Genomic DNA, 26,305 nt, shown 5'->3' with positions numbered 1-26,305 from the left:
GCGAGCGCGAATGCTAGGCCATGGGTTGACCACAGTGGACGCCGTACCGCTGGCCGCCATTACGTCACTGTGACGAAATGCGGTCAGGTGGCTGGAAGTTCGGGCGCACGGGGCAGCGGGGCCTCAGGCTCGCACGGGCACGTATGCGGCCGACTCGTTGCAAGCCGTCCACATATCGGGACGCTCGCTGGGGCTGCATATTATCCAATGGCATGAATCATCCGGACGTTCCGGCGAGCGCCGGTTCGGATGTCTCGCGAGTGCGCTCCAGCGCAGGTGTGCAAGTCCGGCCAGACAAACGGGAGGCCGACCGACAGCCGGCCGTGAGAGAAAGCGTCCACAGGTATACCGCAGACCACTTCAAGCGACGTGAGTGGTAAAACTCCAGGTGGGTAATTTGCCGATAATCGACATTATGTCAACTAACGCGCGGACGGGGCACCCCCGGCGTCCGTTGTCGCGCTCCCGTCGGCAACCCTTCCGGCTCACTGCGGGTTCACCGACGAATGATGATGGGCGATCAGCCACTTACCCTCTTCGTACCGATACACCCACGTCACCCTGGCTGCCGCATCTTGGCCATTGGCATTGATGACCCAGCGACCCACGTTGTACGCGAGATTGCAATCCGAGTATTTGACGCTTTCCTCCATGCGGATCTTGGGATCGGCTTTGATCAGGTTGGCGAAATACTCCGTTATCTCCCCCGGAGCATCTGCGATGGGCACCGACAGCGTCGGCAGCAGCACCGCGTCCGACCGGTACAACTCAGCCACCTTGCGCTGCCTGCAGATGCAGAACTCCCACAATGGAATGCTTCAAGCCTGAGTCGCTGCGACCGACTGCCGTCAACACATGCTGACGGTGGCGCGACGGCCTTGGTTCTGAACGGGTCGACCTCGTTCTATCGCGATGTCGCAGTGGGGTTCGGAACAGCCGGTTTCCGATGACGTCTCCGGTACCAGGCGTGGGCGGATTGTTTGCTCATCCCGAGAACACGTCCGATGTCGGACCAACTGGCTCCCTCAGCCAATGCGCGCCTGACGACGTCGAATCGCGCGTTGTGCAGTTCATTTTCGAGGTGGATGCTGATCGCCAGGGCGTCGAGATGACTGGGCGCCGGCGATCGCAGCTGAGCCCGTTCTGCGAGTTCCCTCCGCCGGGCAGCAGTTTCCTCGTCGCCCCGTTCGGCCGCCGCTACGGCTGCTTCGCTCATGTTCTGCACACTGTCGTAGTGAACCCACAGCGCAGAGAGCCCCTCGACTCCCCTGACGCCCTGCTGTTCGCCGCTTTCCACGCCGTCAGCTTAAGCTGACGCCGTCGTCGGCGGTGCAATCGACCAGGCGGCTCGTGGCGAGAGACGGCGCATGCGATACCGGAGGGTGGCCGACCAGCACCCTGCGGTGCCTATTTCCTGTGTCGGGGATGGCGCAAGCTTCTAGTAGCGGCACACAGGCCGCCAACAATCAAGGAGCAGCATGATCCGAACGACGACAGCCCGCGCCACCGTTGCCGCCCTCGCCGCGCTCGCGATCTCACTGACCGGCGCCGCCGGATTCGCCTCCGCCAAGCCTGCCTCGCCCGGATCCGGGCCCAGCACCGTCTCCCCCAGCCAGAACGTCGAAATCCCCGGCCAGTGGGTGTGTTTCCCGGATGGCGTCTGCATCTGGGTTTCGTCGAAGTAGGGTGTCGACCGCGTCTCGAGGGCCGGTCCCGTCGCCCGAACGACCTGCAGAGAAAAAGCCGCCGACACCATGGTGTCGGCGGCTTCTCGGGCGACGGTGCCCGCCAGTGCGCCTCTCGGCAAGTGGTCGCTCGCAGCGACAATATTGATGTGGTACCCGGGGCATTGGGTCGAACACCGCCGGCCTATTCAACCCCGCCGGTCCCCCAAGTATTCCCGCACTCCCGGGCGCGCGAAGGTGTGAGGCCGGCCACCGCTCGGTCAACCTCGCCGAGCGGAGCGCTGCTGCTCACCGAGTCGGCACAGTCCTGCGCGACGGCGGTCACCGCAGGATTACAGCAACTCGGTGAGCTATGAGGATGCATGATCGAGGGGTGTTATTTCATCTCTGCGCCACGTGCGGCGTCGAACAGGACCCCACAACGCCCCTTCCCGACGAATGCGCAATCTGTGCGGACGAACGCCAGTACATACCGCTGGGTGGTCAGGAGTGGACGACCGCTGAGGACCTCACGCGTTCCGGTCACCGCATTGTCGAGCGCGAACTCGAACCCGGGCTGCGCGGACTGTCGGTGGAACCGAAGGTCGCGATCGGCCAGCAGTCTCTGGTGCTGAGCACCCCGGCCGGATCGCTGCTGTGGGATCCGATCGGCCATATCGACCCGTCCGCGGTCAAGGCTGTGGCCGCCCACGGGCCCGTACTCGCGGTCGCGGCGAGTCATCCGCACATGTTCGGCGTCCAATCCCAGTGGTCGGAGGCACTCGGAAATGTTCCGATCCTCGTGGCCGACGCAGATCGTGCATGGCTGGCGCGCACCGACGGCCCGATCGAGTTCTGGTCCGGCACCCACGAGGTCGCGCCGGGGCTGACGTTGCATCAGATCGGTGGGCACTTCCCGGGTAGTGCCGTGGCGCATTGGCGCGACGGCGCGGACGGGAAGGGTGTTCTACTTACCGGGGACGGTGTCTTCCCCAATCCGGACCGCCGCACGGTGTCGTTTCTACGCTCGTATCCCAACCGACTGCCACTCTCGGCCGCCGTGGTCAGGAGGATCGCCGACCAGCTGTCCCAGCTCGAATTCGACCGCATCATCGGCAATTTCGACAATTCCATCGACACCGATGGTCGGGCGGCGCTCGAGTACTCGGCCACCCGCCACTGTGCCTGGGTGAATGGCGAGTTCGACGACCTAACGTGACCGCCCCTCATGACGTCGGAGGTAATGGCCGCGACCACCCCGCCACCCTAGGCTGGCCTGCATGACGACCCTGGACGATCGGCATACTTCGCACGTCGGCATCCACTTGCGAACCTGGCGGGAACGCCGCCGGTTGAGTCAGCTGGAGCTGGCGAATCGGGCAGAGGTCTCGGCGCGGCACGTCAGCTTCATGGAGACCGGGCGATCCAAGCCGACGCGGGTGATGCTGCTGCGGCTGAGTGAGCATCTGGACATTCCCCTGCGCGAGCGGAACGAACTGCTGCTCGCGGGCGGATTCGCTCCGGAGTTCCCCGAGCACCGCCTGTCGGATGTGTCGATGGCGTCGATTGCGGACGCGATCGAGAAGATTCTCACCGCGCATTCGCCGTATCCGGCGGTGGTCGTGGACCGGCACTGGAACATGGTCGACGCCAATGACGCGGCGGCGATCTTGACGGACGGCTGTGCGTCGTCGTTGCTGGAACCGCCGGTCAACGTGCTGCGTCTCAGTCTCCATCCGGGCGGGATGGCGCCGCGCATCGTGGATCTAGCCCAGTGGCGCGGGCATCTTCTGCATCGGCTCGCACACCAGATCGCGGTGACCGGTGACGACCGGCTCCGGGACCTGCTCGACGAGTTGAGGGGCTACCCCGGCGGTATATCGGACGCCAATGACCCAGCCGGTTCCCTCGTCGTACCGCTCCGTATACGCCACCGCGGCGCCGAGCTGACCTTCCTCAGCACAACGACGATGTTCGGCACCCCACTCGACGTGACCGTGGCGGAACTCGCCATCGAATCGTTCTTTCCCGCTGACGCCACGACAGCGGCTACCCTGCGCAGTAGCGTGAGCAGCGACTGAGGAGGTACGTCCAATGGACTGGGCAGCAATAGGTGTGGGATTCGGTTACGTGGTGGTCGTGCTGACCATTCTCGTGGTGGTCGTGGGCGTCATCGCACTGTTCGTCTACTCGATCAAGTCGGATTACATCGTGCCGACCGACGAGAAAACGCGGTCGACGCGGCGGATCGAGCGAGCGCGGTAGTTGCGTCAACGGCACAGGCGGGTGGTTCCCTCGGCGAGGGAACCACCCGCCTGTCGCTGTTCGCGGGCACCGGCCGGTTCTCTGGATCGATTCCGTCCGAAGCAAGCCTTACTGAGACGCCCGTGGGCAAGACGACTACCGTTACACACGTCGCCTAGATTCGAGGAGCACGGAATGAGTATCCAGTCGGTTGAGTCACGCCGCCATCGCGTCGTGGTCATTGGATCCGGCTTCGGTGGTCTGTTCGGCACGCAGGCCCTCAAGAAGGCCGACGTCGACATCACCATGATTGCGCGCACCACTCACCACCTGTTCCAGCCCTTGCTGTACCAGGTGGCCACCGGCATTCTCTCCGTCGGCGACATCGCGCCCGCCACCCGGCTCGTGCTGCGTAAGCAGAAGAACGCTCGGGTGTTGCTCGGCGATGTCGAGTCGATCGACTTGGAAACGAAGACCATCACGTCCCGCTTCCTGGACCGGACCACCATCACTCCGTACGACAGCCTGATCGTGGCGGCGGGGGCAGGCCAGTCCTACTTCGGTAACGACCATTTCTCCGAGTTCGCGCCCGGAATGAAAACGATCGATGACGCGCTCGAGTTGCGCGGTCGCATCCTGGGCGCCTTCGAACAGGCGGAGCTGTCCCACGATCCGGAAGAACGCGCCCGGCTGCTCACGTTCGTGGTGGTGGGTGCGGGCCCGACGGGTGTCGAGTTGGCGGGGCAGATCGCCGAATTGTCACGCCGCACTCTGTCCGGCGCTTTCCGGAACATCGACCCGCGCGAGGCCCGAGTGATTCTCCTCGACGGCGCCGGGGACGTGCTGCCGGTGTATGGCGGCAAGTTGAGCCGCAAGGCAGCTGAGCAGCTCGAGAGGCTCGGCATCGAGATTCAGCTGGGCGCAATGGTCACGGACGTCGACGTCGACGGACTCGTGGTGAAGGACAAGGACGGAACCCAGCGGCGCATCGAGTCCCAGTGCAAGGTGTGGTCTGCCGGTGTGCAGGCAAGCCCGCTGGGCAAGCAGATCGCCGACCAGTCCGAGGCCGAGGTCGACCGGGCAGGCCGGTTGCTCGTGAACCCCGACCTGTCGGTGCCGGGTCACCCCGAGGTCTTCGTCATCGGCGACATGATGTCGCTGGACAAGCTGCCGGGGCTGGCACAGGTCGCCATGCAGGGCGGTAAGTACGCGGCCAAGCAGATCATCGCCGGCTTACACGGTCACAAGCCCGAGGATCGTCCGCCGTTCAAGTATTTCGACAAGGGCAGCATGGCCACGATCTCCCGGTTCAGCGCCGTCGCGAAGGTGGGCAAGCTCGAAATCAGCGGCTTCATCGGCTGGGTGGCCTGGCTGGCGATCCACCTGATGTATCTGGTCGGCTTCCGCAGCCGGTTGTCCACCCTGCTGTCGTGGACGGTGACGTTCCTCGGTCGTGGACGCGCACAGATGGCGTCCACCGAACAGTGGGTGTTCGCCCGCAATGCCATGGAACAGCTGGAACGCCACGAGCGCGAGAAGCAGGCTTCGATCGAACCGTCGACCGCTACAGGGCAGCGCAAGGCCGCGGGCTAGTTCCCGACCACAGCGAACACAGGCGGAGGGCACCGGGCTACTGGGTGCCCTCCGCCCGTTCGTGTCACTGAATAGTCCGCTGGTTCATCCACGGTGATGGTCTGGCCGAGCCGCCAGCTTCGGATGTCGTTCTGACTTCGGGCAGGATCGCCTCGAGCGCCGGGTAGCCGGTGATCCCGCGCGGAAGTGTCGACCCACTCCGCTGTACCGGATTAGACTCGCGGGTTGGAAGGTCATTTCTTCGGCATCCCACAGCACCCGGAGAGCGCCAGTATCGGGCTGGCGGACTAGTAGGCGCGCATGAATGACGCGAGAGTACTGGCACATCGGTACCGCTTGGACGCGGTGCTCGGCATCGGTGGAATGGGTCGCGTGTACCGCGCGTGGGACTCTGTTCTGGACCGTCCGGTGGCGGTCAAGGTGCTACGAACCGAACTTCTCGAAGAGGATCCCACGGGGAATTGCCTGGAGCGATTTCGTCGGGAAGCGCGAATTGTTGCCAGCTTCGACCACCCAGCGATCGTCCATGTGTACGACCTGGGTGAGGATATGCTCGGCGGCGAGCGAGCGCATTTCCTCGTCATGCAACTCGTTTCGGGGACGACCTTGCAGCAGCGTCACCGCACGGATGGCCCGCTTGCGCTGCCTCTCCTCGTCCACGTCATGGGTGACGTGCTGAGTGCGCTGCAGCACGCTCACGAACGTGGAGTTGTTCACCGAGATGTGAAGCCGGCGAACGTTATGCTCACTGATTCCGGAGCGGTGAAGGTGATGGACTTCGGGATTGCGCACCTGAGGGGTTGCAGTAACCTGCTGACGGGAACCGGCAACATTATCGGCACCGTCGCCTATCTGGCACCTGAGCAGGCTCGCGACAGCCGACTCGTCGATGCGCGCTCCGACGTGTACTCCGTCGGATGTATGTTGTATCACCTCCTCACCGACCGGCTGCCCTTCCCTGGTGATAACCCGTGGCAGATCCTCGCCTCGCAGCTGGAGCGTCGTTACGTTCCGGCTTCTGAGGTGAGACCGATGCTCGGCACCGTCTTCGACGACGTGCTGAAGCGGGCCCTTGCCCTCGAGCCAGACCATCGCTATTCCAGTGCCGCCGAAATGTGTGTGGAGCTGCTCGCCCTGAAACCCAGCCTCTCGGCCGAACCGGGCCAGTTCGCGTCCGACCGCACCTCGGCCACCGCATCCGCATCCGTGACGATGTTGTCGGGACCGGACGACACCGAAACGCAGGTTGCGAACCTGCCCAGCGAATTCCACTCCAGAGCGCCGGCTTCGGGACCCGTAGGTTTGCAGACCGGATCGTCGCCGGAAGTGCGCCATCCGTCCTTCGACAGCCTGGGGCCGCCACCGCTCACACCGGCATCTCCGCCGACGGATCAACCGTTGGTCGGCAGAACCGGGCCGAGCCGCCGGGAAGTCCTGGCCGGTTTGGGTGCAGGGGCAGTGCTTGTGGCCGGTGGGGCCGCGATCTGGTTGTTCACGTCCTCCTCGGACGGGCAGTCCTCTTCTCCCACGCTTTCCGGTCGACCCGGAGCGGTGCTGTGGACTGCTTCGGCTGGCACCGTGATCATCTTCTCGGCGCCGACCCTGGGTGCCGGCCTCGTCTACATAGGCGGCTACGACAACAACGTGTACGCGTTGGACGCAGCGACCGGGGTGGAGCGCTGGACAGCTGCCACCGGGGACCGGGTCAGGCCGTCGCCGGTCTTCGCCGACGGACTGGTCTATGTCGCGAGCTGGGACGGGAACGTCTACGCACTCGAGGCGAAGACGGGAGAAGAGCGCTGGAAGACCGCACCCGGCAACCCGGGCGACACGTTCCCGGTTTCACCGGTGGTGTCCGACGGGACGGTGTACTTCGGTGCTACCGACTGGTACGTCTACGGGCTCGACTCGGCCACCGGTGCGATGCGCTGGAAGACCCGCACCAACGGTGCCGCCGCCGCGGCCCCAGCGGTCGCCGATAGTGTGGTGTACCTCGGAACCGAGGGGTACGTGTACGCGCTGGATGCCCACACCGGCACGGCGCACTGGGCAAGCCAAGTGGGGGGCCAGGTCTGGTCGTCGCCGGCCGTTGGGGACGGACGCGTCTACCTCGGCAACGAGGACTTCGCGGTGTATGCGCTCGACGCCGGCTCCGGCGAAGTCCGCTGGAGGACCCTTACCGGCGGTCAGGTTCATTCGTCGCCGGCGGCAGCGGGGGGCCTGGTTTACGTCGGCAGCTACGACAAGAACGTGTATGCGCTCGACGCCGGCTCCGGCGAAGTCCGCTGGAAGACCCTTACCGGCGGTCAGGTTCATTCGTCACCGGCCGTGGCAGACGGCGTGGTGTACGTCGCCAGCTGGGACGGCTACCTCTATGCCCTTGGCGCGCAGGACGGCGCGGTACGGTGGAAAACTCCTATGGGCGGGCAGGTCTGGTCCTCGCCGACCGTCTCCGACAATCTGGTCTACCTCGGCAATGACAACGGGAAGGTATACGCCGTCGAGAGATGACCGCGGTTACCTCGGTACGTACTCCTCATGCCAAACGATCTCGCGGGTGGCGTAACTGACGTTGCCGAGCAGCGGCAGGTAACGTTCGTACCGCGTGCGATCGGCGAAGACCGCTGCGGGATTCGCGTTGTCCGCTATGTAAGTGTCTACGCTGCCTGGCGAATCGAGCACGATCGGTTTTGCCACGATAACCCGCGGGATCTGCTTGCCCTCGATCCAGTCGGCGGCGAATTGTCCCAGACCGTATCCCATCAGGTGCCACGGGAACGCAATGCTGGCGCGGTAGGGTCCGTCGTTCTTGACGAGTGCCAGCGCCTCCTTGTCGCCGTCGACACCGGAGAAGTACATGTCGTCGGCGAGCTTGCCGGACTGGTCCAATGCCCTGTAGGCGCCCACCACCAGGGTGTCACCACCGAGGATGATCCTGATGTCGGGCTGCTCCGCGATGACGGTGCTCATGATCGCGGCACCATTGGCGGTCGAGATGTCGGGCGCATCCACATCGCTGACCACGCTCAAGCCACTGCCTGCGCTCCGCAGGCCGTCCAGTACGCCGGCGTGCCTCAGCTGCAGCTGCGGTGAGGCGGAGTCCAGGTTGAAGTAGTGCACTTTCGCGTTCCCTTGGAGGCGCGCGGTCGCGAAATCCGCCGCGGCCTTGCCCTGCGTGAAACCGATGTCGTACTGGTTGGCGGCGACCTGGAGCGTGCTCGGCTGAGTGATGATGCCTTGCACGCAGACGCCTTGCCGCAAGGCGGCATCGAGGATGGGCCGTTGAATTACCGCGTTGAGCGGTTGGAATGCCAGTGCGCCGACGCCACGGGCAAGGAACGTTTCGAGCTGGCGGAGATTTTTCGTCGGGTCGTCGCCAGAGAAGGCGGTGAGGTATTGCAATCCCCGTTCCCCCGACGCGGCTTCCACTCCGGCGCCGAGGGCGAGGAAGAATTCTGCGGCCGCGGTGCTGGCCCAAGCGGCGCGCCGGGGTAGTCCAGTGGGCGGTCCGCTTGGCAACGAGGGATCGAATTGGCCGAGTTCCTCAGGCGGCGCAGGCGATGTTGGGCGGCCGGTCTCCGAATTGCCGTTCGTCGACGCACACGCCGCCGAGAGCGCGGCGCCGGCCATGCCAGACCCCGCCAGCGCCCCTAGTCTGAGCAGGTCACGGCGGCTCAGTCCGGGCAGGTGCCGCTTCGCGAACGGCATGGCTCGACGATAGCAAGCGAATCAGTTCGTGGCGATCGAGATGGCGTTGCCCGGTTGGCGGATGCGCGAGTTGTCGGCGGACCCCACCCGCACCGAGCCGACTAGTCGAGCTCGGTCACTTGCCCAGCGAGGCGGTGTCCGTGATGTTCGCCAATCGGACCTGACCCTTCGAGACCAGCCGATCGCTCTCATCGGTGATCCGGACCTCCCACAATTGCTGGGTGCGGCCGCGGTGGATCGGGCTGGCCTCGGCGGTCAGCGTGCCGTCGCGTGTGGCGCGGAGAAAGTCGGTGTTGTTGTTGACCCCCACCACGTGTCCCCGACCGCCCAGCCACATCATTCCGGCCGTGCTTGCCACCGATTCGACGACCGCGCAGTACACGCCGCCGTGCTGAATTCCGGCGGGCTGTTGCAGGTCCGGGGTGACCGTCCACTGGGCGCACACGCGATCCGGACCGAGTTCGGTGTACTCGAGACCGATCACGCCATCGAATCCCTTGCCCAATCGCTGAAGCATCGCGTCGGTGCCGATCTGACCGTCGCCGTTCGTGGCCTGCCGTTCGGGGGAACCCACCATCACACACTCCATTGGATCACTGGGCGCTGTCGCAGCGCATTCGTTTCTCCTGCCTACACGACGTCGGTGTGGGAGCGGGAAGCAGGTGGGCCGAAAACAGATCGGCGGGCCCCACACCCTTCGGTGTGAGGCCCGCCATGAGTGGACCGGGAGTCGCTGCAGCCCTCAGGACTCCGGTACGGTCCGGCAGTTCGGTTCGAAATGTTCGTGCTTGCCGACGTGGCCCCTTGACTATAGGCAAGGCTGCCCTAATTTCGCAACCGCTTCAGTGGATCCGTGTCAGCCGGGTCTTCCACCGGACCGGCGCACCGGCGGCCACGAAGGCGTCCAATATGCCCTGACCGCGGCGCTGAGCGGCCGACTCCCCCTCGCCTGCGAGGATCGGCACGTATGTCGAGGCGCCGAGTACTGCTTCCCCGACCAGACCCCAGAAGCGGGAGGCGTCGATCGGCGTGCACCGCGCGATCGCGTCGAAAATCGCGTGTAGCGATGTGAGGCACCGGTGAACGGTCCAGACCAGGAGTGCTCGTTCGCACGGCACTGTCACCGTGCCCCGCGTGCCGGCCCACGGATCGTCGGGTAGAACCCGCATCGTGTCGTCGGCGAGCCCCGCCCAATCGATGCCGCCGTCGCTGTCCATGTGAATCCACAGATTCTCGAGGCCCGGGTCCCAGGCGCGCCCTTCGAGGACGACGAGCGCGGTGACTCGCCCGACCACGGCGTGGATGAGCGAGGTGGCGACCTGCATCGCGGCGACGTCGGGGTCCGGAACGTCTTCGAGGGAGCGGGCCCACATACGCGGAACGCGGTCACCGTCCAGATCGTCTGCGAGCGACCACCACCGCCGTTTTCCCTCGTCGGCCATCGATGCGACGGCATACATGCGCGGATAGTCGGGATTCAGTGAGCGAAGGCGCGCGCAGGACGCGTCCAGAGCGGTCGCGGGGGCAGACAGGGTAGAAGTCACCGTGCACTCCAATCGGTCGGGGTGGAACCCTTCTCAACATAGGTGAGCCTAACCAAATTACAAGAGTTGCTTTCCTGTGATGTAGAGCACCCACTGCAGCGCGCCGGAAGTGGACATACCGCCCGGAGGAACATCAGAGATAGGGTTCCGTAACCTAAGTAGTTGAATCGGTGCAGATTCGGTTCCGGTGCACACACGTCAGGAGCTTTTCCCGCAGTGACGACGACGCGACAGTTCGGCAGCGACTTCCCGCACCTGCCGACCGACGAGGAGTACGGGAAGCGCGACATTCCGCGCGGTCCGGCTCCCCTGCCCCTGCGGGCACTCGCAGGATTCCTGGATGCGGTCGTGGTAGCCATTCCCCTGGTTCTCGGCTGGTACCTCGTCGATGCGCTCAGTGACAGCAACGGCGGCGGTCAGGCAGACCGGGTCGTCTTCGGTGGTGCAACCGTCGCAATTGCCGTCGGACTAGCGGTCTGGAACAAAGGGTTTCGGGAGGGCAACACCGGGCAGAGCTCGGGCAAGGGGTGGGTCGGTCTCGTGACCCGGGATGCGACGAGCCTCGGCGCGATCGGCCCGAAGCGCTCGTTGCGGCGCCTGGTTCAGCGGTCCGGTACCGAGGTGGTCCGCGACCGTACAGCGGACGACGAGGGATTCGTGGCCCGCGAGAAGGACGGGTCCGTCGCCGCGATCCGCCGCCGCCGGCTGATCGGACTGGGCGTCCTCGTGGTCTTGCTCGGGCTCGTGCTGCTCGCCAGCATCGCGGTCGGGGCGCGCCCCCTCTCGTTCACGGAGATCTTTTCCGCGCTGTTCGACGCGGACGGGTCCCAGGCAGACATCATCGTCCGTACGTTGCGTGGCCCCCGCACGATCCTCGGCCTCGTCGTCGGAATGGCACTGGGGGTTGCGGGTGCGCTGATCCAGGGTCACACCCGTAATCCCCTCGCGGACGCGGGCCTTCTCGGCCTCAACGCGGGCGCCGCGTTCCTGGTCGTCCTCTCGATGTACCTGTTCGGATTCAGCGCCCCGAGTGAGTACCTCTGGTTCGCCTTCGCCGGATCGTTCCTCGCGAGCGTGGTGGTGTTCGGCCTGTCATCGATCGGCAACGGAGCCGCCAGCCCGTTGAGCCTCGCCCTGGCCGGGGCCGCGGTCGCCTTCTTCCTGCAGGCGATGACCAACGCGATCATCATCGTCGACCAGGCCAGCCTCGACTCCTACCGGTTCTGGGTGGTCGGTTCCGTGGCCGGACGCGGATTCGATGTGCTCTGGCAGGTGCTGCCGTTCCTCGTGATCGGTCTGCTGCTGGCCCTCGCCAGCACCCCGGGCCTCAATGTGTTGAGCCTCGGCGAAGACGTGGCCCGCTCCCTCGGCACCAACATCGGCGCGAGCCGCGCCCTCGGCATCGTGGCGATCACCCTGCTGACCGGGGCAGCGACCGCCGCCTGCGGTCCGATCGCTTTCATCGGGCTCGTCGTTCCGCACGTGGCACGCGCGATCACCGGCCCCGACTACCGCTGGCTGGTGCCCTACGCGGGACTCCTCGGCGGCGTGATGCTGGTGACCGCGGACGTCATCGGACGTGTTGTCGTGCGCCCCGGCGAACTCCAGGTCGGGATCGTCCTGGCTGTCTTCGGAGCCCCATTCTTCATTGCGTTGGTGCGGCGCAGAAAGCTGGCAAGCCTGTGACCGTCGACGACCAGACCCGCCCCGATCCGGTCGCGCCGGCGAAGTCCCGGGTCCCGGCACGACCGCCTTTCCGGCTCGGTCCGCTTTCCCTCGTCCTGCGTCCCCTCGGCATCGCGGTGAACGTTGCGCTCCTCGCGACGCTGTTCCTCGTGCTGTGCCTGAACATCGGCCGCGGTGACTACCCGCTGTCCATTCCCGAGGTCACCACGGTGCTCTTCGGCGGCGGCACCAAGGCGCAGAGCTTCATCGTCATGGATTTACGACTGCCGCGGTCGCTGACCGGGGTGTTCATCGGCATGGCCCTCGGACTCGCCGGCGCGCTGACCCAGTCGATCGCCCGCAACGCGCTGGCCAGCCCCGACATTCTCGGGATCACCTCGGGTGCGAGTGCGGCCGCCGTCGCCCTCATCGTCCTCGGCGGAGGCGGCAGCTTCGTCGGGCTCCTCGCCACCCTCGGAATCCCTCTGGCCGCGTTGTGCGGTGCACTCCTGACCGCGCTGACCATCTATCTCCTGGCGTGGCGCGGCGGGGTCGAGGGCTACCGGCTGATCCTCATCGGAATCGGCATCAACGCCATGCTCATCGCCGTCACCGGGTGGCTTCTCATCTCCGCGGACATCAACGACGCCTCCCGCGCCCAGGTGTGGCTCAACGGGTCACTGAACGGTGCGTCGTGGAGTCAGGTGTGGCCGGTGATGGTCGCGGTCGTCCTCGTCGGCGGTTATGCGATCGGATCCTCGTTCACGATGGGTGCGCTGCGCCTCGGCGACGACAATGCCGTGTCGCTGGGCGTGCGACTGCAGTGGTCGCAGGCCCGGTTACTGCTCATGGCGGTGGCCCTCGCCGGAATCGCGACAGCGGCGGCAGGCCCGGTCGGGTTCGTCGCACTCGCCGCCCCGCAGGTGGCGCTGCGGTTGGTGCGGTCGGCCGGGCCACCCCTCATCGCGTCCGCGTTGACGGGTGCGGTGCTCGTGGTCGGCAGCGATGTGATCGCGCGGACGATCCTGCCGGTCGAGTTGCCGGTCGGTATCGTCACCTCGGCCCTCGGTGGGCCGTTCCTGCTCTACCTGTTGGTTCGCAACAATCGGAAGGTTTCGGCATGACCGTGCAGACCGACTCTCGGCTGAGTGCCGAGGACCTGAGCCTGGGATACGGCGACCGCATCATCGTCGAGAACCTGAATCTCGAGGTGAAGACCGGGGTGATCACCACCGTGATCGGCCCCAACGGGTGCGGAAAGTCCACCTTGCTGCGGGCGCTCGGCCGGCTCCTGAAACCTCGGTCCGGTTCGGTGGTCCTCGACGGCAAGGCGATCGGTTCGCTCCGCACCAAGGATGTCGCCCGCATCCTCGGGATGCTCCCCCAGGCGCCGATTGCGCCGGAGGGGCTCACCGTCGCCGACCTCGTGGCCCGCGGACGGCATCCGCATCAGTCGTGGATTCGGCAGTGGTCGTCCGACGACGAAGGCGAGGTCGCGGAGGCGCTTGCGTTGACCGGAGTCTCCGAACTGGCCGACCGCCCCGTCGACCAGCTGTCCGGTGGGCAACGCCAACGCGCCTGGATTTCCATGGCGTTGGCGCAGGGCACCGACATTCTGCTGCTCGACGAGCCCACCACCTACCTGGATCTGGCGCATTCGATCGAGGTGCTCGACTTGGTGGACCGGATGCACGAGGAGATGGGCCGCACCGTCGTAATGGTGCTGCACGACCTCAACCTGGCGATCCGCTACAGCGACCAGCTGATCGTGATGCGTGACGGCAAGGTCGTCGCCGCCGGCGCACCGAAGGACATCATCTCTGCCGAACTCCTCCTCGAGGTGTTCGGGCTCGAAGCGGCGGTGATCGGCGACCCCGTGTCCGACCGTCCGCTGGTGGTGCCGATCGGCACCCGCCACGTGTACGGCGCGGTGGGCGGCCCGGAGCGGGCGTAGTCAGCGCCCGGGTCGGCGACCACCGATCATGGTGCGCACCAAACGCACGCCCTGCCCCAGAGACACGGTGGGCAGGTATGCCCGTCCGACGGCGTTTCCGATGCTCGGCAAGGCGGCCGGGTCCGCGAAGGTCATGTGCATGGCCACGTAGCGGGGCTGGAACTTCGACTTGAATGCCAGAAGCGATCGGAACCCGTACACCGGTTCGAGGGTGCGCCCGAGGAGATCGAGCACGCTGTCCATGACGGTGGACAGACTCGACGATTCGGCCTGTTCCGCGGCGTCCGCGTCGCGGTCGGGTTGTTCGACCTTCGCGAGTGGCGCGCCGGACAGGCTGAGGAATTCGGCTCCTTCCACTTCGAGTTTCAGCGCGGCAGACGCGATGAGGAACTCCATTGCCGGCCGGAATCCCTCGGAGCGGCGGCGCATGAAGTCGAGGGTCCAGCCCACCACCTTCCCCTCCCGGTACACCGGCAGCCACGAGGTGACCCCGTGCACGGTGCGGTCGCTGTCGACGGCGATCAGGCAGCGCACCTCGGGGTCGTCGACCTCGTCGAGGCCGCCGAGGGTGAATCCCATTTCGGGCATCCCCTTGTCGGCCACCCATTCTTCGGATATCGCCGTGATTTGATCGGTGATCGACAACGGGGCGCTGGGGAAGCTGACCCATTCGGCGGTGATGCCCGACTTTTTCGCCTTGTTCAGGGCGGTGCGGATGTCCTGGAAGCGTTTGCCCGTGAAGGCGATGGTGCCGAGGTCGAGCACCGTCTCCTCCGCGACTTGGATGCCACTCCAGCCGAGGTCGTCGGTGACGGCGCGCACGGCGGAGGTCACCGAGTAGAAGCAGGGAATCCACCCGTTGGCGGAGGCGAATTCGGCGAACCCGGTGACGGTGTCCCGTAGCCGTTCCGGGGGGCCGACCGGATCCCCCGTGGTCAATGCGACCCCGGCGATGACGCGGTACGCGACGTAGCTGGTGTCGTCGGGGGCGAACCAGTAGTTGTTTCCCCGCCACGTGGTCATCCAGGACAACGGACTGCCGCTCCCCGACTTCAGCAGGGCCCGCGCGCGGGCGGCGGCGTCCGAGTCCGCACCGAGCGCCGGGCGCAGGAAGGTGGCCGCCACCAGTCCGCACGCCGTCAGCCAGAACACCACCCCGGTCCATTCGTACAGCAGGGTCGCGGGAACGTTGACCGGTAGCAGGCGGGGGTCGAGCCACTGCAGATAGACGGGTGGAATCAGGCGCTCCGGGAAATTGGCGAGCAGGGTGGTGGCGGAGGGCCGATGATCGAAACCGTTCCGGGCCCACAGGCCGCCGACGACGTAGAGGACGGCGAGCCCGACCGTCACCGCCGCCAGCGTGACAGCGAGGCGGCGGTAGGTTCCGGCGGGGGCGGTGACGTCGAAGAATCGCCGGGTGGCGAGGAGGACGATCAGGATCACCAACGGGGTCAGGAACGGCACCAGCGTTCGATACAGGTTGGGGTCCGCCAGCCCGTAGAACAGCGATTCCTCCTCGAACGAGCCGATGAACCGGACCGCGAAGTTGAGCAGGGACAGCACCAGCAGGACCACCTGCGCGACCACCGCCCCGACCCAGGCGAAGCGTCGGCCGCGCCGCAGTCCGTCGCTGAGGGTGAGCAAAAACAGCGACGGCATGAGACTGAGCAGTGTCGGCCCGACCCCGGACAGTCGCAGTTCCAGTAACCCGCGGCGGCATTCGGGGTCGGCGGCGTTCACCTCGCAGAGGTCGCGAACCTCGGTGGCGGTGTACGGAATTCCCCGGAACAGATCTCGCAGCACGGCCAGGGGTCCGACCGCTTCCGCCGAGAGCGCTGCGATCATCGGTCCGACGGCGCTGGCGGCCACCACGATGGCAACCAGGACCCGGCCCTCTCGCTGGGTGCCGGCGATCCGCTCGCCCCGCGCCGAGCGGCCGACGATCCAGGGTCCGGCGACCAGGCCCACGACAGCGGCGGCGAGCCGGACCACGTCCTGCAGGGATCCGCTGAACAGGGCCAACGTGATGGTGAAGGCGAGCACGCCGACCCGGATTCGACGGCGCCACAGGGTGCCCATGTCGGAACTCGCCACCATGGCCGCACCGATGATCCAGGTGCTGGGCCCGACCGCCATACCTACATGGAGCCGGAAACCCCAGTCCGCGTCCACAACCTTCGCGACGGCGGCGACCGCCAGCGCGAGCAGCCCACCGACCACTTGTGTCACCACGGCCGCCAGGGCGAACCGCGCCGAACCCATCCGGCGCTCCAATGGCGCCGCGGCCAGGAAGACGAGAACGGTGGTGGTCAGATACGCGAGGATGTCGTCGCCCCACAGCCCCGCCGACAGCAGAGTCCAGACCCATCCGTGCTCGAACGCCCGGATGCCGAGGGCCACGTGCTGCGACAACGCGTGGGAGGGTCCGCCGATCACACTCGAGGTCGCGAACGCCACCAGCCAGATCGCAACCAGGAGGGCGATGCTGACCGGTGCGCCGGCCACGCCGAAGCGCACCCATTCCGCTACCCGACCCGGTGCCCCGCTGACCTTCGCCGCCGCACTGTCCCCAGTGACTGCATTGCCGTCGATACTCATCCGCCAGGTCCCCACTCTCCCGCGATGTCGAGAACGAAAGCCCGCCCCGCGACACAGCCGCCGAAGTCGACGGCCGGTGGCCGTCCACCGACCGTAAACCACCTGTTCGCGCTATGACCATTACCACACGACTTCGCGCGGTTTTACTACTACTAGTAGTACGCATCCGCGTCGTTGTATCCGTAGAATCGGACCATGGCTGGACTCGGCGAACTCGAACGCGCAGTGATGGATCACCTGTGGTCCACTTCGGAACCGCAGACGGTGCGGCAGGTGCACGAAGCTCTGGCAGAGCGTCGCGAACTCGCCTACACCACCGTCATGACCGTGCTGCAGCGACTGGCGAAGAAACACCTCGTCATCCAGCAGCGCGATGATCGCGCCCACCGGTACCTGCCCGTGCATCAGCGCGAAGAACTGGTCGCCAGCCTCATGGTCGACGCCCTGCAGCAGGCCGACAAGTCCGGCAGCCGGGCCGCAGCCCTCGTGCACTTCGTCGGCCAGGTCGGTGCGGACGAGGCGGACGCTCTCCGGGAGGCACTGGCTGCGCTCGAAGCCAAGGAACGCTCCGGCGACGGCAACGAGACGGGAACCGTTCGCGCCGTCTGACGTTCGTCATGCATGATGAGTGGGACATGGACGCCACCACCGCGCTGGTATTCGGCATACTCGCCCTTCTTCTCGCAGGACCGGTTCCTGCGTTGCTCAGCCGTGCCCGGTGGCCGCACCGGGCTCCGCGGGCAGCGCTCGTGCTGTGGCAGGCGATCGCCCTCGCCGCCGTCCTGTCCGCCTTCAGTTCCGGCCTCGCGATAGCCAGCCAGCTCCTCGTGCCCGGTCCGGACGGACGGCCCACCACCGCGCCGGTGGAAGAGATCGACGCGCTCGGCCTTCCCCTCTGGCTGCTGTACGTGGTGGTGTTCGCCCTCACCCTGCTGGTCGGCGCCAAGCTGATGTTCGCGGTGGTTCAGGTGGGGTTCCGCACCCGGCGCCGACGTGCCCGGCACCGCATGCTCGTCGATCTGCTGGACCGATGTGACTCGACGTCCCCGCTGGCCCGTACACCTGACCTGAGAATCCTCGACGTCACCGAACCCATCGCGTACTGCCTGCCCGGCCTGCGTCAGCGGGTCGTGTTGAGCCAGGGCACGTTCGCCAATCTCGACGACGCCGAGATCACCGCGATCCTCACCCACGAACGTTCGCATCTGCGCGCCCGCCACGACCTGGTCCTCGAAGCGTTCACCGCGGTCAACGCCGCGTTTCCCACCGTGGTCCGCAGCAAGTCCGCCCTCGGCTCCGTGCAGTTGCTCGTCGAGATGCTCGCCGATGATTCGGCGGTGCGTGCCACCGGGCCGACAGCCCTCGCTCGTGCGCTCGTCGCCTGCTCCGGCTCCACGGCGCCGAAGGGCGCGATGGCTGCGGGCGGTCCGAGCACGCTGCTGAGGGTGCAGCGACTCGCCTCCTCCGAATCGGCCGTGCCGGTCGCCATCGCCGCCTACACGGCGTCGGTGGCCATCCTGGTGGTTCCGACGGTCGCGGTGGCCGTTCCCTGGCTCACCGAACTGGGCCGCCTGTTCTCGGCGGCGTAGTCACTCACGTCACAACTCCGCCGGTTCGGTATCCGGGCGCCCGTCCCGTACACTGGTTCACGGTCGCCACTGCGGCCCATCAACACTGAAACGGCACACAGCCCAATTCCCCGCACTTCCGCGAATGGATTGACCAGGTGACATGTGCCCTGGCTCGTCCCTTTGTGCGTGCTGCATGACAGCCCCGCTCCGCGACGCGCCCTAATGCCCGGAGAGGTATCCCGCGTGACCAACGCTGTGCAAATGACCGCTGTCCCAGTGACTGCTGTCCCCATGACGTCTGCAGAAGACGTCAGCTCTGTTTCCGAGGAGAACACCACCGAGACGGTGACGTTCGCCGAGATCGGCCTTCCCGAATCCCTGGTGCAGGCTCTCCTCCGGAATTCCATCGCCACCCCGTCGCCCATTCAGGCCCTGGCCGTTCCGGACGCGCTGGCAGGCAAGAACGTTCTCGGCCGTGCACAGACCGGATCGGGTAAGACGCTGGCCTTCGGCCTGCCCATGCTCACCCGTCTCGCCCGCCACGAAGACCGGCCGGCGCCCAAGCGTCCCCGCGCCCTGGTTCTCGTTCCCACCCGCGAACTCGCCTTTCAGGTCGTGGATTCCCTCAACTCGTACGCGGGTGCGCTCGGTCTGACCGTGCGCCCGGCGGTCGGCGGCACCCCGTTCACCAAGCAGGTCGACCAGCTGCGCCGTGGCGTCGACATCCTCGTCGCCACCCCCGGGCGCCTCGGTGATCACATGCGTCAGGGCACCTGCGTCCTCGACTCCATCGAGATCACCGCGCTCGACGAGGCCGACCAGATGGCGGACATGGGCTTCCTGCCCGAGGTGCGTTCCATCCTCGGTGAGACCCCGGCCGACGGTCAGCGGCTGCTGTTCTCGGCCACCCTCGACCGTGAGGTGCAGTCGCTGGTCCGGCAGTTCCTGCCCGACCACGTGCAGCACTCCACCGAGGACGGGCGCGCCAGCGTCGACACGATGGCGCACTACGTCCTCCTGGTGGACCGCGGTCAGAAAGACAATGTTCTGGCGGAAATCGGTGCGCGCGAAGGCCGCACCATCATGTTCGCCCGCACGAAGCTCGGCTGCGAGGGCATCACCGACCGGTTGCGTGCGGTCGGGATCGCCGCGGAGTCGCTGCACGGCGGCAAGGCGCAGAACCAGCGGACCCGCGTCCTCGAGCGTTTCAAGAACGGCCGCACCCCTGTGCTCGTCGCGACGGACGTTGCGGCGCGCGGTATCCACGTCGACGGTATCGACCTGGTTGTCCACGTCGATCCGCCTGCCGATCACAAGGATTACCTGCACCGTGCCGGGCGCACGGCCCGCGCCGGTGAGAAGGGCACGGTCGTCGCGATCGTGCTTCCGAATCAGAAGCGCACCTTCCGGAAGCTGACGGGGATGGCCGGGGTCGACGCCACGGCAGTGCCCGTCGCGCCCGGATCCGAGGTCCTCACCACCATCACCGGCGCGAAGGTCCCTACCGGGCAACCGGTGAAGGATCCCGCCTTCCGCAGTGACCGTGGTGGCGACCGCCGCTTCGGCGACCGCGGACCCCGCCGTGAAAGTGGGTTCGGCGGCCGAGACGGTGGCTACCGCGGAAACCGCAGCTCCTCCGAGGGACGCGGTGACCGCCCGTCCGGCGGCCGCAGCTTCGGTGACCGCCCGTCCGGTGGCCGCAGCTTCGACGACCGCGGACCCCGCCGGGACCAGTCGGACACCCGCTCCGGTGGTTACCGGGGCGACCGCCCCCAGCGCGACGGCGACAACCGTGGTGGCGACAACCGGAGCAGCGGCTACCGCGGTGACCGGGACAACCGCACGTTCGGCGACCGGGCCCCGCGCAGGGACTTCGGGGACAGTGCGCCGCGCCGCGAGTTCGGCGGCAGCAGCAGTGGCGCACCGCGCCGCGACTACGGCGACCGCGGCGAGAGCCATCGCGGCACCGGTGAGCGGAGCTTCGACCGCAGCGCACCCCGCCGCGACTTCGCGGACCGCGACAGCCGTGGTGGTGGATTCCGCCGGGACGATCGCCGTCCCGCGGCCTCACCGGACCGGCGTCCCGCCGCAACCGGTGGTGGTTTCCGTAGCCGCACCGACCGCCGCTCGTACGACGGTTTCGACGGACCCCGGCGCGAACAGCGCAGCTGAGCGGTGCGTGCAGGAGACAACTGAACATCGATATCGTTGACACGAGGCCGGCCCGCGCGAATGCGCGGGCCGGCCTTCGTATGTGTGTCTGGGACGGCTCATTCGTCATACGCCGATTTCACAACCGCCGAGCGAGAGGGAATGCTGTATTCATGACTATCACCAACGAGGGCGCCCGCGCCCAGATCGGCGTGACGGGACTGGCCGTCATGGGCTCGAACATCGCCCGCAACCTCGCCCGGCACGGGCACACCGTGGCTCTGCACAACCGCAGCATCGCCAAGACCGATGCGCTCATCGCGGAGCACGGCGGCGACGGCGACTTCGTCCGCACCGAAACGGTCGAGGAATTCGTGGCGGCGCTGCAGAAGCCGCGCCGCGTGCTGATCATGGTCAAGGCCGGCGACCCCACCGACGCGGTCATCGAGGAGCTCGCTGCGGCGATGGAGCCGGGTGACATCATCATCGACGGTGGCAACGCCCTGTACACGGACACCATTCGGCGGGAGGCGTCGCTGCGCGAGCGCGGCCTGCATTTCGTCGGCGCCGGCATCTCCGGCGGTGAAGAGGGGGCGCTGAACGGCCCGTCGATCATGCCGGGCGGCCCCAAGGAGTCGTACGAGGCTCTGGGACCGCTGCTCGAATCGATTGCCGCGCAGGTCGACGGGACCCCGTGCTGCACCCACATCGGCCCCGACGGCTCCGGGCACTTCGTGAAGATGGTCCACAACGGCATCGAGTACGCCGACATGCAGCTGATCGGTGAGGCGTACAACCTTTTCCGTGACGCACTCGGGTACGACGCCGACAAGATCGCCGAGGTGTTCACCGAGTGGAACTCCGGCGATCTCGAAAGCTATCTGGTCGAGATCACCGCCGAGGTGTTGAAGCAGAAGGACGCGAAGACGGGCAAGGCCCTCGTCGACGTGATCGTCGACGCCGCCGAGCAGAAGGGCACCGGCCGCTGGACCGTCAAGTCCGCTCTCGACCTCGGTGTGCCCGTCACCGGGATCGCCGAGGCCGTGTTCGCGCGCGCCTTGTCCGGCTCCCGGGAGCAGCGCAAGGCCGCCGTCGGTCTGGCGTCCGGTCAGCTCGCCGACAAGCCCGCCGATGCCGCTCAGTTCACCGAGGACATCCGCCAGGCGCTGTACGCGTCGAAGGTGGTGGCCTACGCGCAGGGCTTCGACCAGATCGCTGCGGGCAGCGCCGAATACGACTGGGACCTGCACCCCGCCGATCTGGCCACCATCTGGCGCGGCGGCTGCATCATCCGGGCACGTTTCCTCAACCGCATCAAGGACGCGTACGACGAGAACCCGGCGCTGCCCAGCCTGATCCTCGCGCCCTATTTCCGGGACGCCATCGAGACCGCCATCGACAGCTGGCGTCGGGTGGTGTCCACCGCGACCCTGCTCGGTATCCCGGTCCCGGCGTTCGCCTCGTCGCTGTCCTATTACGACGCCCTGCGCGCGGAGCGGTTGCCCGCGGCGCTGACGCAGGGGCAGCGTGACTTCTTCGGTGCCCACACCTACGAGCGGACCGACGCCGAAGGTAAGTTCCACACGCTGTGGAGCGGTGACCGCAGCGAAGTGCAGGCCTGACATTCCTCCGCCTCGGCCGTGACGCAGTGCGCTGACGTCCCGGTCGAGGCGTCGGGCGGGTCTTCTCGCAGGCGGTAGCCTTCTGGGCATGCCCGAACACGAGAACACCTCTGCACCGGTGGGTGAGACGTTCCTCGGGCTCGGTGTGCCCGCGGTCATGACCCATGCCCTCGACCGCAGCGGCATTCGCGCGCCGTTCCCCATCCAGGCTGCCACCATTCCCGACGCCCTCGCCGGCAAGGATGTGCTGGGCCGCGCCCCCACCGGGTCCGGCAAAACGCTCGCGTTCGGGTTGCCCATGCTGGTGCGCCTCGCGGGTGCGGCCAGTCGCCGCGGATTTCCCCGCGGGATCGTCCTCGTTCCCACCCGGGAACTGGCATTGCAGATCGAACGGGCGCTCGACGAACCGGCACTGTCGATGGGACTGCGGGTGGCAACGGTGGTCGGCGGCATCCCGATCAAGCGCCAGGTGGAGGTGTTGTCGCGGGGAGTCGATCTTCTGGTCGCGACACCCGGGCGCCTCGCCGACCATCTCGGTCAGGGTTCGGTCTCCCTCGACGACGTTGCCGTGGTGACGGTCGACGAGGCCGACCACATGGCCGAGATGGGTTTCCTCCCCCAGGTCGTGCGGATCCTGGACGAAACACCTCCGGGAGGGCAGCGACTTCTGTTCTCCGCCACCCTCGACGGTGAGGTGGACAGCCTCGTCCGGCGCTATCTGCGCGACCCGGTCACCCATTCGACGGCGCCCGCCTCGGCCGCGGTGACGACGATGGTCCATCACCTTCTCTACGTCGACCGGGACGACAAATATTCGGTGGTCGCACATATCGGTGCGCGGTCGGGGCGCACTCTGATGTTCGTGCGCACCAAGCACGGGGTGGACCGGGTGGCGAAGGAATTGCATGCCGCCGGCATCTCGGCGGGCGCCTTGCACGGCGGCAAGACCCAGAACCACCGCACCCACACCCTCGCATCGTTCGCGGACGGAACGACCCCGGTGCTGGTGGCCACGGATGTCGCGGCCCGCGGCATCCACGTCGACGACATCTCCCTGGTGGTCCACGTCGACCCGCCCGCCGAACCGAAGGCCTACCTGCACCGCGCCGGGCGGACCGCGCGGGCCGGTGAGGCCGGGGTGGTGGTCACCCTCGTGACGGAGGACGAACGCGCCGCCGTCGAGCAGATGACGCGCACGGCGGGGATCGACGTGGCGGGGGTGCAGGTGCGCCCCGGCGACCGGCTGTTGACCGAACTCACCGGCGCCCGCCGCCCCAGCGGTAAACCGGTGCCCGCACCGGACACTCGGGCACCCGCCCAGGACACCCCGAAGAAGGGTCGCCGGGCCGCCGATACCGGCGATCGCCCGTCCCGGCGCGGCCGCGTCGGTGAGGTGCCGGCCCGAGCCGGAAGTCGGCGTGGGCGCAATCCCGGACATGGCTCAACTCCGCACGGACACCGCAGTCGCGGAGCACACTGAGAGGCATGTCCCTGCCGCTCGCGTCGGTCCTGTGCGCATTGGTCGCGGCCCTGCTCTTCGCGTGTGCCTCGGTCGCGCAGCAGAGCGCCGCGTCCGCGGTCCCCGAGGATGCGGGCCTGATGACGTCGCTGGTGCGCAGCCCCCGGTGGTGGGCCGGTGTCGCCGGTGACGGTGGCGGCTACATCATGCAGGCCGTCGCCTTGGCGCTCGGGTCGGTGCTCGTCGTGCAACCTCTCCTCGTCACCGCCCTGCTGTTCGCGCTCCCCCTGTCGGCGAAATTCTCGGGCTACCGGCTCAACCGGACCACCTGGGTTCTGGCCGTCGCCCTGGCCGCCGCTCTCGCACTGTTTCTCGTCGTCGGTAATCCCACCGAGGGAAACATCGACGCCCCGTTCCGGGAATGGGTCATTCCCCTGGCGATCGTCGTGTCGGTGGTGGCCGTCGCCGCGGTCGCCGGGATGACGAAGATCGACCCGGGGTGGCGGGCCCTCCTCCTCGGCGCCGCCAGCGGCATCCTCTACGGTGTCGCGGTCGCGTTCACCAAGTATGTGGTGGAACTCGTTCCCCGCGGACTGTGGACGGTCCTGAGCAGCTGGCAGACGTGGTCACTGGTCGCCGCCGGACTCGTAGGGGTGTACCTGCAGCAACGCGCGTTCCAGGTGGGCCCGCTGTCGGCGTCCCTGCCGGCGCTGACCATCGCCGAACCCCTCGCGGCCGTCTTCCTCGGCATGACGGTCCTCGACGAACGCCTGCACGTCGACGGGCCCGGACTGATCGTGGTCGGGTGCGCGGTCGCGGTGATGCTGATCGCCACCATCGGGCTGTCCCGGTCGCAGGCGCAGCGCACGGCAGGCACCGCCGCAACTTCCCCGGTATCGTCGTGAGACGTGCAGTTTCTCGACGGGCAACGCCCTCCCTATGACCTGACGTACGACGACGTGTTCCTGGTGCCCAGCCGCACCGAGGTCACCTCCCGGTTCGACGTCGACCTGTCCACCTCGGACGGCACCGGGACCACCATTCCGATCGTCGTGGCCAACATGACCGCCGTCTCCGGCCGCCGCATGGCCGAAACGGTGGCGCGCCGGGGCGGTCTCGTCGTACTTCCGCAGGACCTTCCGATCCCGGCGGTCGCGGAAACCGTGTCGTTCGTGAAGAGCCGGCATCTGGTGGCGGACACCCCCGTCACCCTCGGTCCGGATGCCGCCGTGTCCGACGCCCTCGCGCTGCTTCCCAAACGGGCCCACGGCGCGGTCGTCGTCGTCGACACCAACCGGCCCGTCGGCGTGGTCACCGAGGCAGCCTGCTCGGACGTCGACCGATTCGCCCGACTGCGGTCCGTGGCGCTCACCGACTTCGTCACGGCCCCGGTCACCGCCACCCCGCGCGAGGTGTTCGAACTGCTCGAGGGCCGGCACGATTCGCTCGCCGTGATCGTCAACCCCGACGGCACCCTGGCCGGGGTCCTCACCCGCACCGGCACGATCCGGGCCGGCATCTACCAGCCCGCGGTCGACGAGGCCGGGCAGCTGCGCATCGCCGCCGCCGTCGGCGTCAACGGAGACGTCGCCGCGAAGGCCCGCGCGCTCGTCGACGCCGGCGCCGACCTCCTCGTCGTCGACACGGCGCACGGTCACCAGCAGAAAATGATCGACGCGCTCGGCGCCCTGAAGAAGGCCGACCTCGGTGTGCCGCTCGTGGCGGGCAACGTCGTCTCCGCGGCCGGAACCCGTGATCTGATCGACGCGGGCGCGGACATCGTCAAGGTCGGTGTCGGACCGGGCGCCATGTGCACCACCCGGATGATGACCGGGGTGGGCCGCCCCCAGTTCTCGGCCGTCGCGGAATGCGCCGCCCAGGCCCGGGCGCTGGGTGCACACGTCTGGGCGGACGGAGGCGTCCGTCACCCCCGTGACGTGGCGCTTGCGCTCGCCGCGGGCGCGTCGAACGTCATGATCGGGTCCTGGTTCGCCGGCACCTACGAGTCCCCCGGCGACCTGCACGTCGACCAGGCCGGCAACGCGTACAAGGAAAGCTTCGGGATGGCATCCAAGCGTGCTGTCGCCGCGCGCACCGCCACCGACACCGCCTTCGACCGCGCCCGGAAAGGACTGTTCGAGGAGGGTATCTCCAGTTCCCGGATGCGGTTGGACCCGGAACGCCCCGGAGTCGAGGACCTGATCGACCACATCTGCTCCGGGGTGCGCAGCACCTGCACCTACGCCGGCGCCCGCACCCTCGAGGAACTGCACGCCCAGGCGGTGCTCGGGGTGCAGTCGGCGGCCGGATTCGCCGAGGGCCGCCCCCTTCCGGCCGGTTGGTGACCGCAGCGACGTGAGGTGCCGGTGGATGTCCTGTTCCACGGAACCGGACATCCACCGGTATCATGGGTCGCTGAACCACACCAGTTCTCGGTGCCGGACTTCTCCGGACGCCGAGGCCGAACGGAAGGACTCCGGTGCCCGCGGCACCCACACACGCAGCAAGCGCTCCACCTGTCATTGCCTCAGC

The 26,305-nt window shown here is 67.3% G+C and carries 22 protein-coding genes; 16 read left to right on the top strand and 6 right to left on the bottom strand.

Annotated elements, in window-relative coordinates; genetic code table 11:
* Positions 1 to 485 precede the first annotated feature (485 nt).
* Both L1080_RS10450 and L1080_RS10445 read right to left on the bottom strand, forming a co-directional pair.
* Positions 486 to 776, bottom strand: coding sequence for a nuclear transport factor 2 family protein (locus L1080_RS10450; RefSeq protein WP_250767994.1), 291 nt, complete (start codon positions 774 to 776; stop codon positions 486 to 488).
* A 128-nt stretch (positions 777 to 904) separates the two neighbouring features.
* Positions 905 to 1,297 (bottom strand): hypothetical protein, encoded by a 393-nt coding sequence (locus tag L1080_RS10445; RefSeq protein WP_236603146.1) that lies wholly within the window; start codon positions 1,295 to 1,297, stop codon positions 905 to 907.
* Positions 1,298 to 1,478: 181 nt separating this feature from the next.
* On the opposite strand from L1080_RS10445, the gene L1080_RS10440 reads away from it, so the two are divergent.
* The 6 genes from L1080_RS10440 to L1080_RS10415 all read left to right on the top strand — a co-directional run bounded on the left by L1080_RS10440 (position 1,479) and on the right by L1080_RS10415 (position 8,012).
* Positions 1,479 to 1,685, top strand: coding sequence for a hypothetical protein (locus L1080_RS10440; protein ID WP_250767991.1), 207 nt, complete (start codon positions 1,479 to 1,481; stop codon positions 1,683 to 1,685).
* A 373-nt stretch (positions 1,686 to 2,058) separates the two neighbouring features.
* On the top strand, positions 2,059 to 2,883 hold the full coding sequence (locus L1080_RS10435; RefSeq protein ID WP_250767988.1) for an MBL fold metallo-hydrolase: 825 nt from the start codon (positions 2,059 to 2,061) through the stop codon (positions 2,881 to 2,883).
* Between the two features lie 61 nt (positions 2,884 to 2,944).
* On the top strand, positions 2,945 to 3,745 hold the full coding sequence (locus L1080_RS10430; RefSeq protein WP_250767986.1) for a helix-turn-helix domain-containing protein: 801 nt from the start codon (positions 2,945 to 2,947) through the stop codon (positions 3,743 to 3,745).
* A 13-nt stretch (positions 3,746 to 3,758) separates the two neighbouring features.
* A complete protein-coding gene (locus tag L1080_RS10425; protein ID WP_250767983.1) occupies positions 3,759 to 3,929 on the top strand; it encodes an adenylate cyclase in 171 nt (56 codons plus the stop codon).
* Positions 3,930 to 4,103: 174 nt separating this feature from the next.
* Entirely contained in the window at positions 4,104 to 5,501 is a 1,398-nt protein-coding gene (locus tag L1080_RS10420) for an NAD(P)/FAD-dependent oxidoreductase (protein ID WP_159922470.1), read from the top strand.
* Between the two features lie 300 nt (positions 5,502 to 5,801).
* Entirely contained in the window at positions 5,802 to 8,012 is a 2,211-nt protein-coding gene (locus L1080_RS10415) for an outer membrane protein assembly factor BamB family protein (RefSeq protein ID WP_308202114.1), read from the top strand.
* A 6-nt stretch (positions 8,013 to 8,018) separates the two neighbouring features.
* On the opposite strand, the gene L1080_RS10410 is transcribed toward L1080_RS10415, so the two are convergent.
* The 3 genes from L1080_RS10410 to L1080_RS10400 form a co-directional block, all read right to left on the bottom strand.
* A complete protein-coding gene (locus L1080_RS10410) occupies positions 8,019 to 9,209 on the bottom strand; it encodes a sugar ABC transporter substrate-binding protein (RefSeq protein ID WP_250767980.1) in 1,191 nt (396 codons plus the stop codon).
* A gap of 115 nt (positions 9,210 to 9,324) precedes the next feature.
* Positions 9,325 to 9,786, bottom strand: a complete 462-nt coding sequence (locus L1080_RS10405) for a PaaI family thioesterase (protein ID WP_159922476.1) — start codon at positions 9,784 to 9,786, stop codon at positions 9,325 to 9,327.
* Positions 9,787 to 10,051: 265 nt separating this feature from the next.
* The gene (locus tag L1080_RS10400) at positions 10,052 to 10,765 is read right to left on the bottom strand and encodes a hypothetical protein (RefSeq protein ID WP_159922478.1); all 714 of its coding nucleotides are present in this window, start codon (positions 10,763 to 10,765) and stop codon (positions 10,052 to 10,054) included.
* 204 nt (positions 10,766 to 10,969) lie between these two features.
* On the opposite strand from L1080_RS10400, the gene L1080_RS10395 reads away from it, so the two are divergent.
* Genes L1080_RS10395 through L1080_RS10385 form a run of 3 tightly spaced genes read left to right on the top strand, consistent with a single transcriptional unit; the run spans position 10,970 to position 14,372 of the window.
* A complete protein-coding gene (locus tag L1080_RS10395; RefSeq protein ID WP_159922480.1) occupies positions 10,970 to 12,439 on the top strand; it encodes a FecCD family ABC transporter permease in 1,470 nt (489 codons plus the stop codon).
* The gene (locus L1080_RS10390; RefSeq protein ID WP_159922482.1) at positions 12,436 to 13,542 is read left to right on the top strand and encodes a FecCD family ABC transporter permease; all 1,107 of its coding nucleotides are present in this window, start codon (positions 12,436 to 12,438) and stop codon (positions 13,540 to 13,542) included. Before L1080_RS10395 ends, L1080_RS10390 begins: the two co-directional genes overlap by 4 nt.
* Positions 13,539 to 14,372, top strand: coding sequence for an ABC transporter ATP-binding protein (locus tag L1080_RS10385; protein ID WP_109330083.1), 834 nt, complete (start codon positions 13,539 to 13,541; stop codon positions 14,370 to 14,372). The genes L1080_RS10390 and L1080_RS10385 overlap by 4 nt, the downstream gene beginning before the upstream one ends.
* Here L1080_RS10385 and L1080_RS10380 read toward each other — a convergent pair whose 3' ends face one another.
* A complete protein-coding gene (locus L1080_RS10380) occupies positions 14,373 to 16,970 on the bottom strand; it encodes a bifunctional lysylphosphatidylglycerol flippase/synthetase MprF (protein WP_250767976.1) in 2,598 nt (865 codons plus the stop codon). It lies immediately after the preceding gene.
* Between the two features lie 195 nt (positions 16,971 to 17,165).
* Between L1080_RS10380 and L1080_RS10375 the strand changes: the two genes are divergently transcribed.
* The 7 genes from L1080_RS10375 to guaB1 all read left to right on the top strand — a co-directional run bounded on the left by L1080_RS10375 (position 17,166) and on the right by guaB1 (position 26,118).
* The gene (locus L1080_RS10375) at positions 17,166 to 17,579 is read left to right on the top strand and encodes a BlaI/MecI/CopY family transcriptional regulator (protein ID WP_109330087.1); all 414 of its coding nucleotides are present in this window, start codon (positions 17,166 to 17,168) and stop codon (positions 17,577 to 17,579) included.
* A 26-nt stretch (positions 17,580 to 17,605) separates the two neighbouring features.
* Complete coding sequence (locus tag L1080_RS10370; RefSeq protein WP_250767973.1) at positions 17,606 to 18,559, top strand: M56 family metallopeptidase; 954 nt, start codon at positions 17,606 to 17,608, stop codon at positions 18,557 to 18,559.
* Between the two features lie 273 nt (positions 18,560 to 18,832).
* Complete coding sequence (locus L1080_RS10365) at positions 18,833 to 20,713, top strand: DEAD/DEAH box helicase (RefSeq protein ID WP_250767970.1); 1,881 nt, start codon at positions 18,833 to 18,835, stop codon at positions 20,711 to 20,713.
* 152 nt (positions 20,714 to 20,865) lie between these two features.
* Positions 20,866 to 22,314 carry an NADP-dependent phosphogluconate dehydrogenase gene (gndA, locus tag L1080_RS10360; protein WP_159922488.1) on the top strand — a complete coding sequence of 483 codons (1,449 nt, stop codon included), beginning with the start codon at positions 20,866 to 20,868 and terminating at the stop codon, positions 22,312 to 22,314.
* An 88-nt stretch (positions 22,315 to 22,402) separates the two neighbouring features.
* Positions 22,403 to 23,794 carry a DEAD/DEAH box helicase gene (locus L1080_RS10355; RefSeq protein WP_159922490.1) on the top strand — a complete coding sequence of 464 codons (1,392 nt, stop codon included), beginning with the start codon at positions 22,403 to 22,405 and terminating at the stop codon, positions 23,792 to 23,794.
* Between the two features lie 5 nt (positions 23,795 to 23,799).
* Positions 23,800 to 24,678: a DMT family transporter gene (locus tag L1080_RS10350; RefSeq protein WP_250767953.1), complete on the top strand. Its 879-nt coding sequence runs from the start codon at positions 23,800 to 23,802 to the stop codon at positions 24,676 to 24,678.
* A 3-nt stretch (positions 24,679 to 24,681) separates the two neighbouring features.
* Positions 24,682 to 26,118 carry a GMP reductase gene (gene guaB1 / locus L1080_RS10345; RefSeq protein WP_159922494.1) on the top strand — a complete coding sequence of 479 codons (1,437 nt, stop codon included), beginning with the start codon at positions 24,682 to 24,684 and terminating at the stop codon, positions 26,116 to 26,118.
* Positions 26,119 to 26,305: the final 187 nt, after the last annotated feature.

Source organism: Rhodococcus sp. MSC1_016 (assembly GCF_023667485.2).
Lineage (GTDB): Bacteria > Actinomycetota > Actinomycetes > Mycobacteriales > Mycobacteriaceae > Rhodococcus_F > Rhodococcus_F oxybenzonivorans.
Note: the sequence above shows the minus strand (reverse complement) of the source record. Positions and strands in the feature narration are given on the sequence as shown.

Coding starts and splice junctions, on each gene's coding strand:
- L1080_RS10375 (WP_109330087.1), top strand. CDS start 17,166: ATGGCTGGACTCGGCGAACTCGAACGCGCAGTGATGGATCACCTGTGG.
- L1080_RS10405 (WP_159922476.1), bottom strand. CDS start 9,786: ATGGTGGGTTCCCCCGAACGGCAGGCCACGAACGGCGACGGTCAGATC.
- L1080_RS10410 (WP_250767980.1), bottom strand. CDS start 9,209: ATGCCGTTCGCGAAGCGGCACCTGCCCGGACTGAGCCGCCGTGACCTG.
- L1080_RS10425 (WP_250767983.1), top strand. CDS start 3,759: ATGGACTGGGCAGCAATAGGTGTGGGATTCGGTTACGTGGTGGTCGTG.
- L1080_RS10385 (WP_109330083.1), top strand. CDS start 13,539: ATGACCGTGCAGACCGACTCTCGGCTGAGTGCCGAGGACCTGAGCCTG.
- L1080_RS10415 (WP_308202114.1), top strand. CDS start 5,802: ATGAATGACGCGAGAGTACTGGCACATCGGTACCGCTTGGACGCGGTG.
- L1080_RS10430 (WP_250767986.1), top strand. CDS start 2,945: ATGACGACCCTGGACGATCGGCATACTTCGCACGTCGGCATCCACTTG.
- L1080_RS10365 (WP_250767970.1), top strand. CDS start 18,833: ATGACGTCTGCAGAAGACGTCAGCTCTGTTTCCGAGGAGAACACCACC.
- L1080_RS10370 (WP_250767973.1), top strand. CDS start 17,606: ATGGACGCCACCACCGCGCTGGTATTCGGCATACTCGCCCTTCTTCTC.
- L1080_RS10350 (WP_250767953.1), top strand. CDS start 23,800: ATGTCCCTGCCGCTCGCGTCGGTCCTGTGCGCATTGGTCGCGGCCCTG.
- L1080_RS10380 (WP_250767976.1), bottom strand. CDS start 16,970: ATGAGTATCGACGGCAATGCAGTCACTGGGGACAGTGCGGCGGCGAAG.
- gndA (WP_159922488.1), top strand. CDS start 20,866: ATGACTATCACCAACGAGGGCGCCCGCGCCCAGATCGGCGTGACGGGA.
- L1080_RS10355 (WP_159922490.1), top strand. CDS start 22,403: ATGCCCGAACACGAGAACACCTCTGCACCGGTGGGTGAGACGTTCCTC.
- L1080_RS10440 (WP_250767991.1), top strand. CDS start 1,479: ATGATCCGAACGACGACAGCCCGCGCCACCGTTGCCGCCCTCGCCGCG.
- L1080_RS10420 (WP_159922470.1), top strand. CDS start 4,104: ATGAGTATCCAGTCGGTTGAGTCACGCCGCCATCGCGTCGTGGTCATT.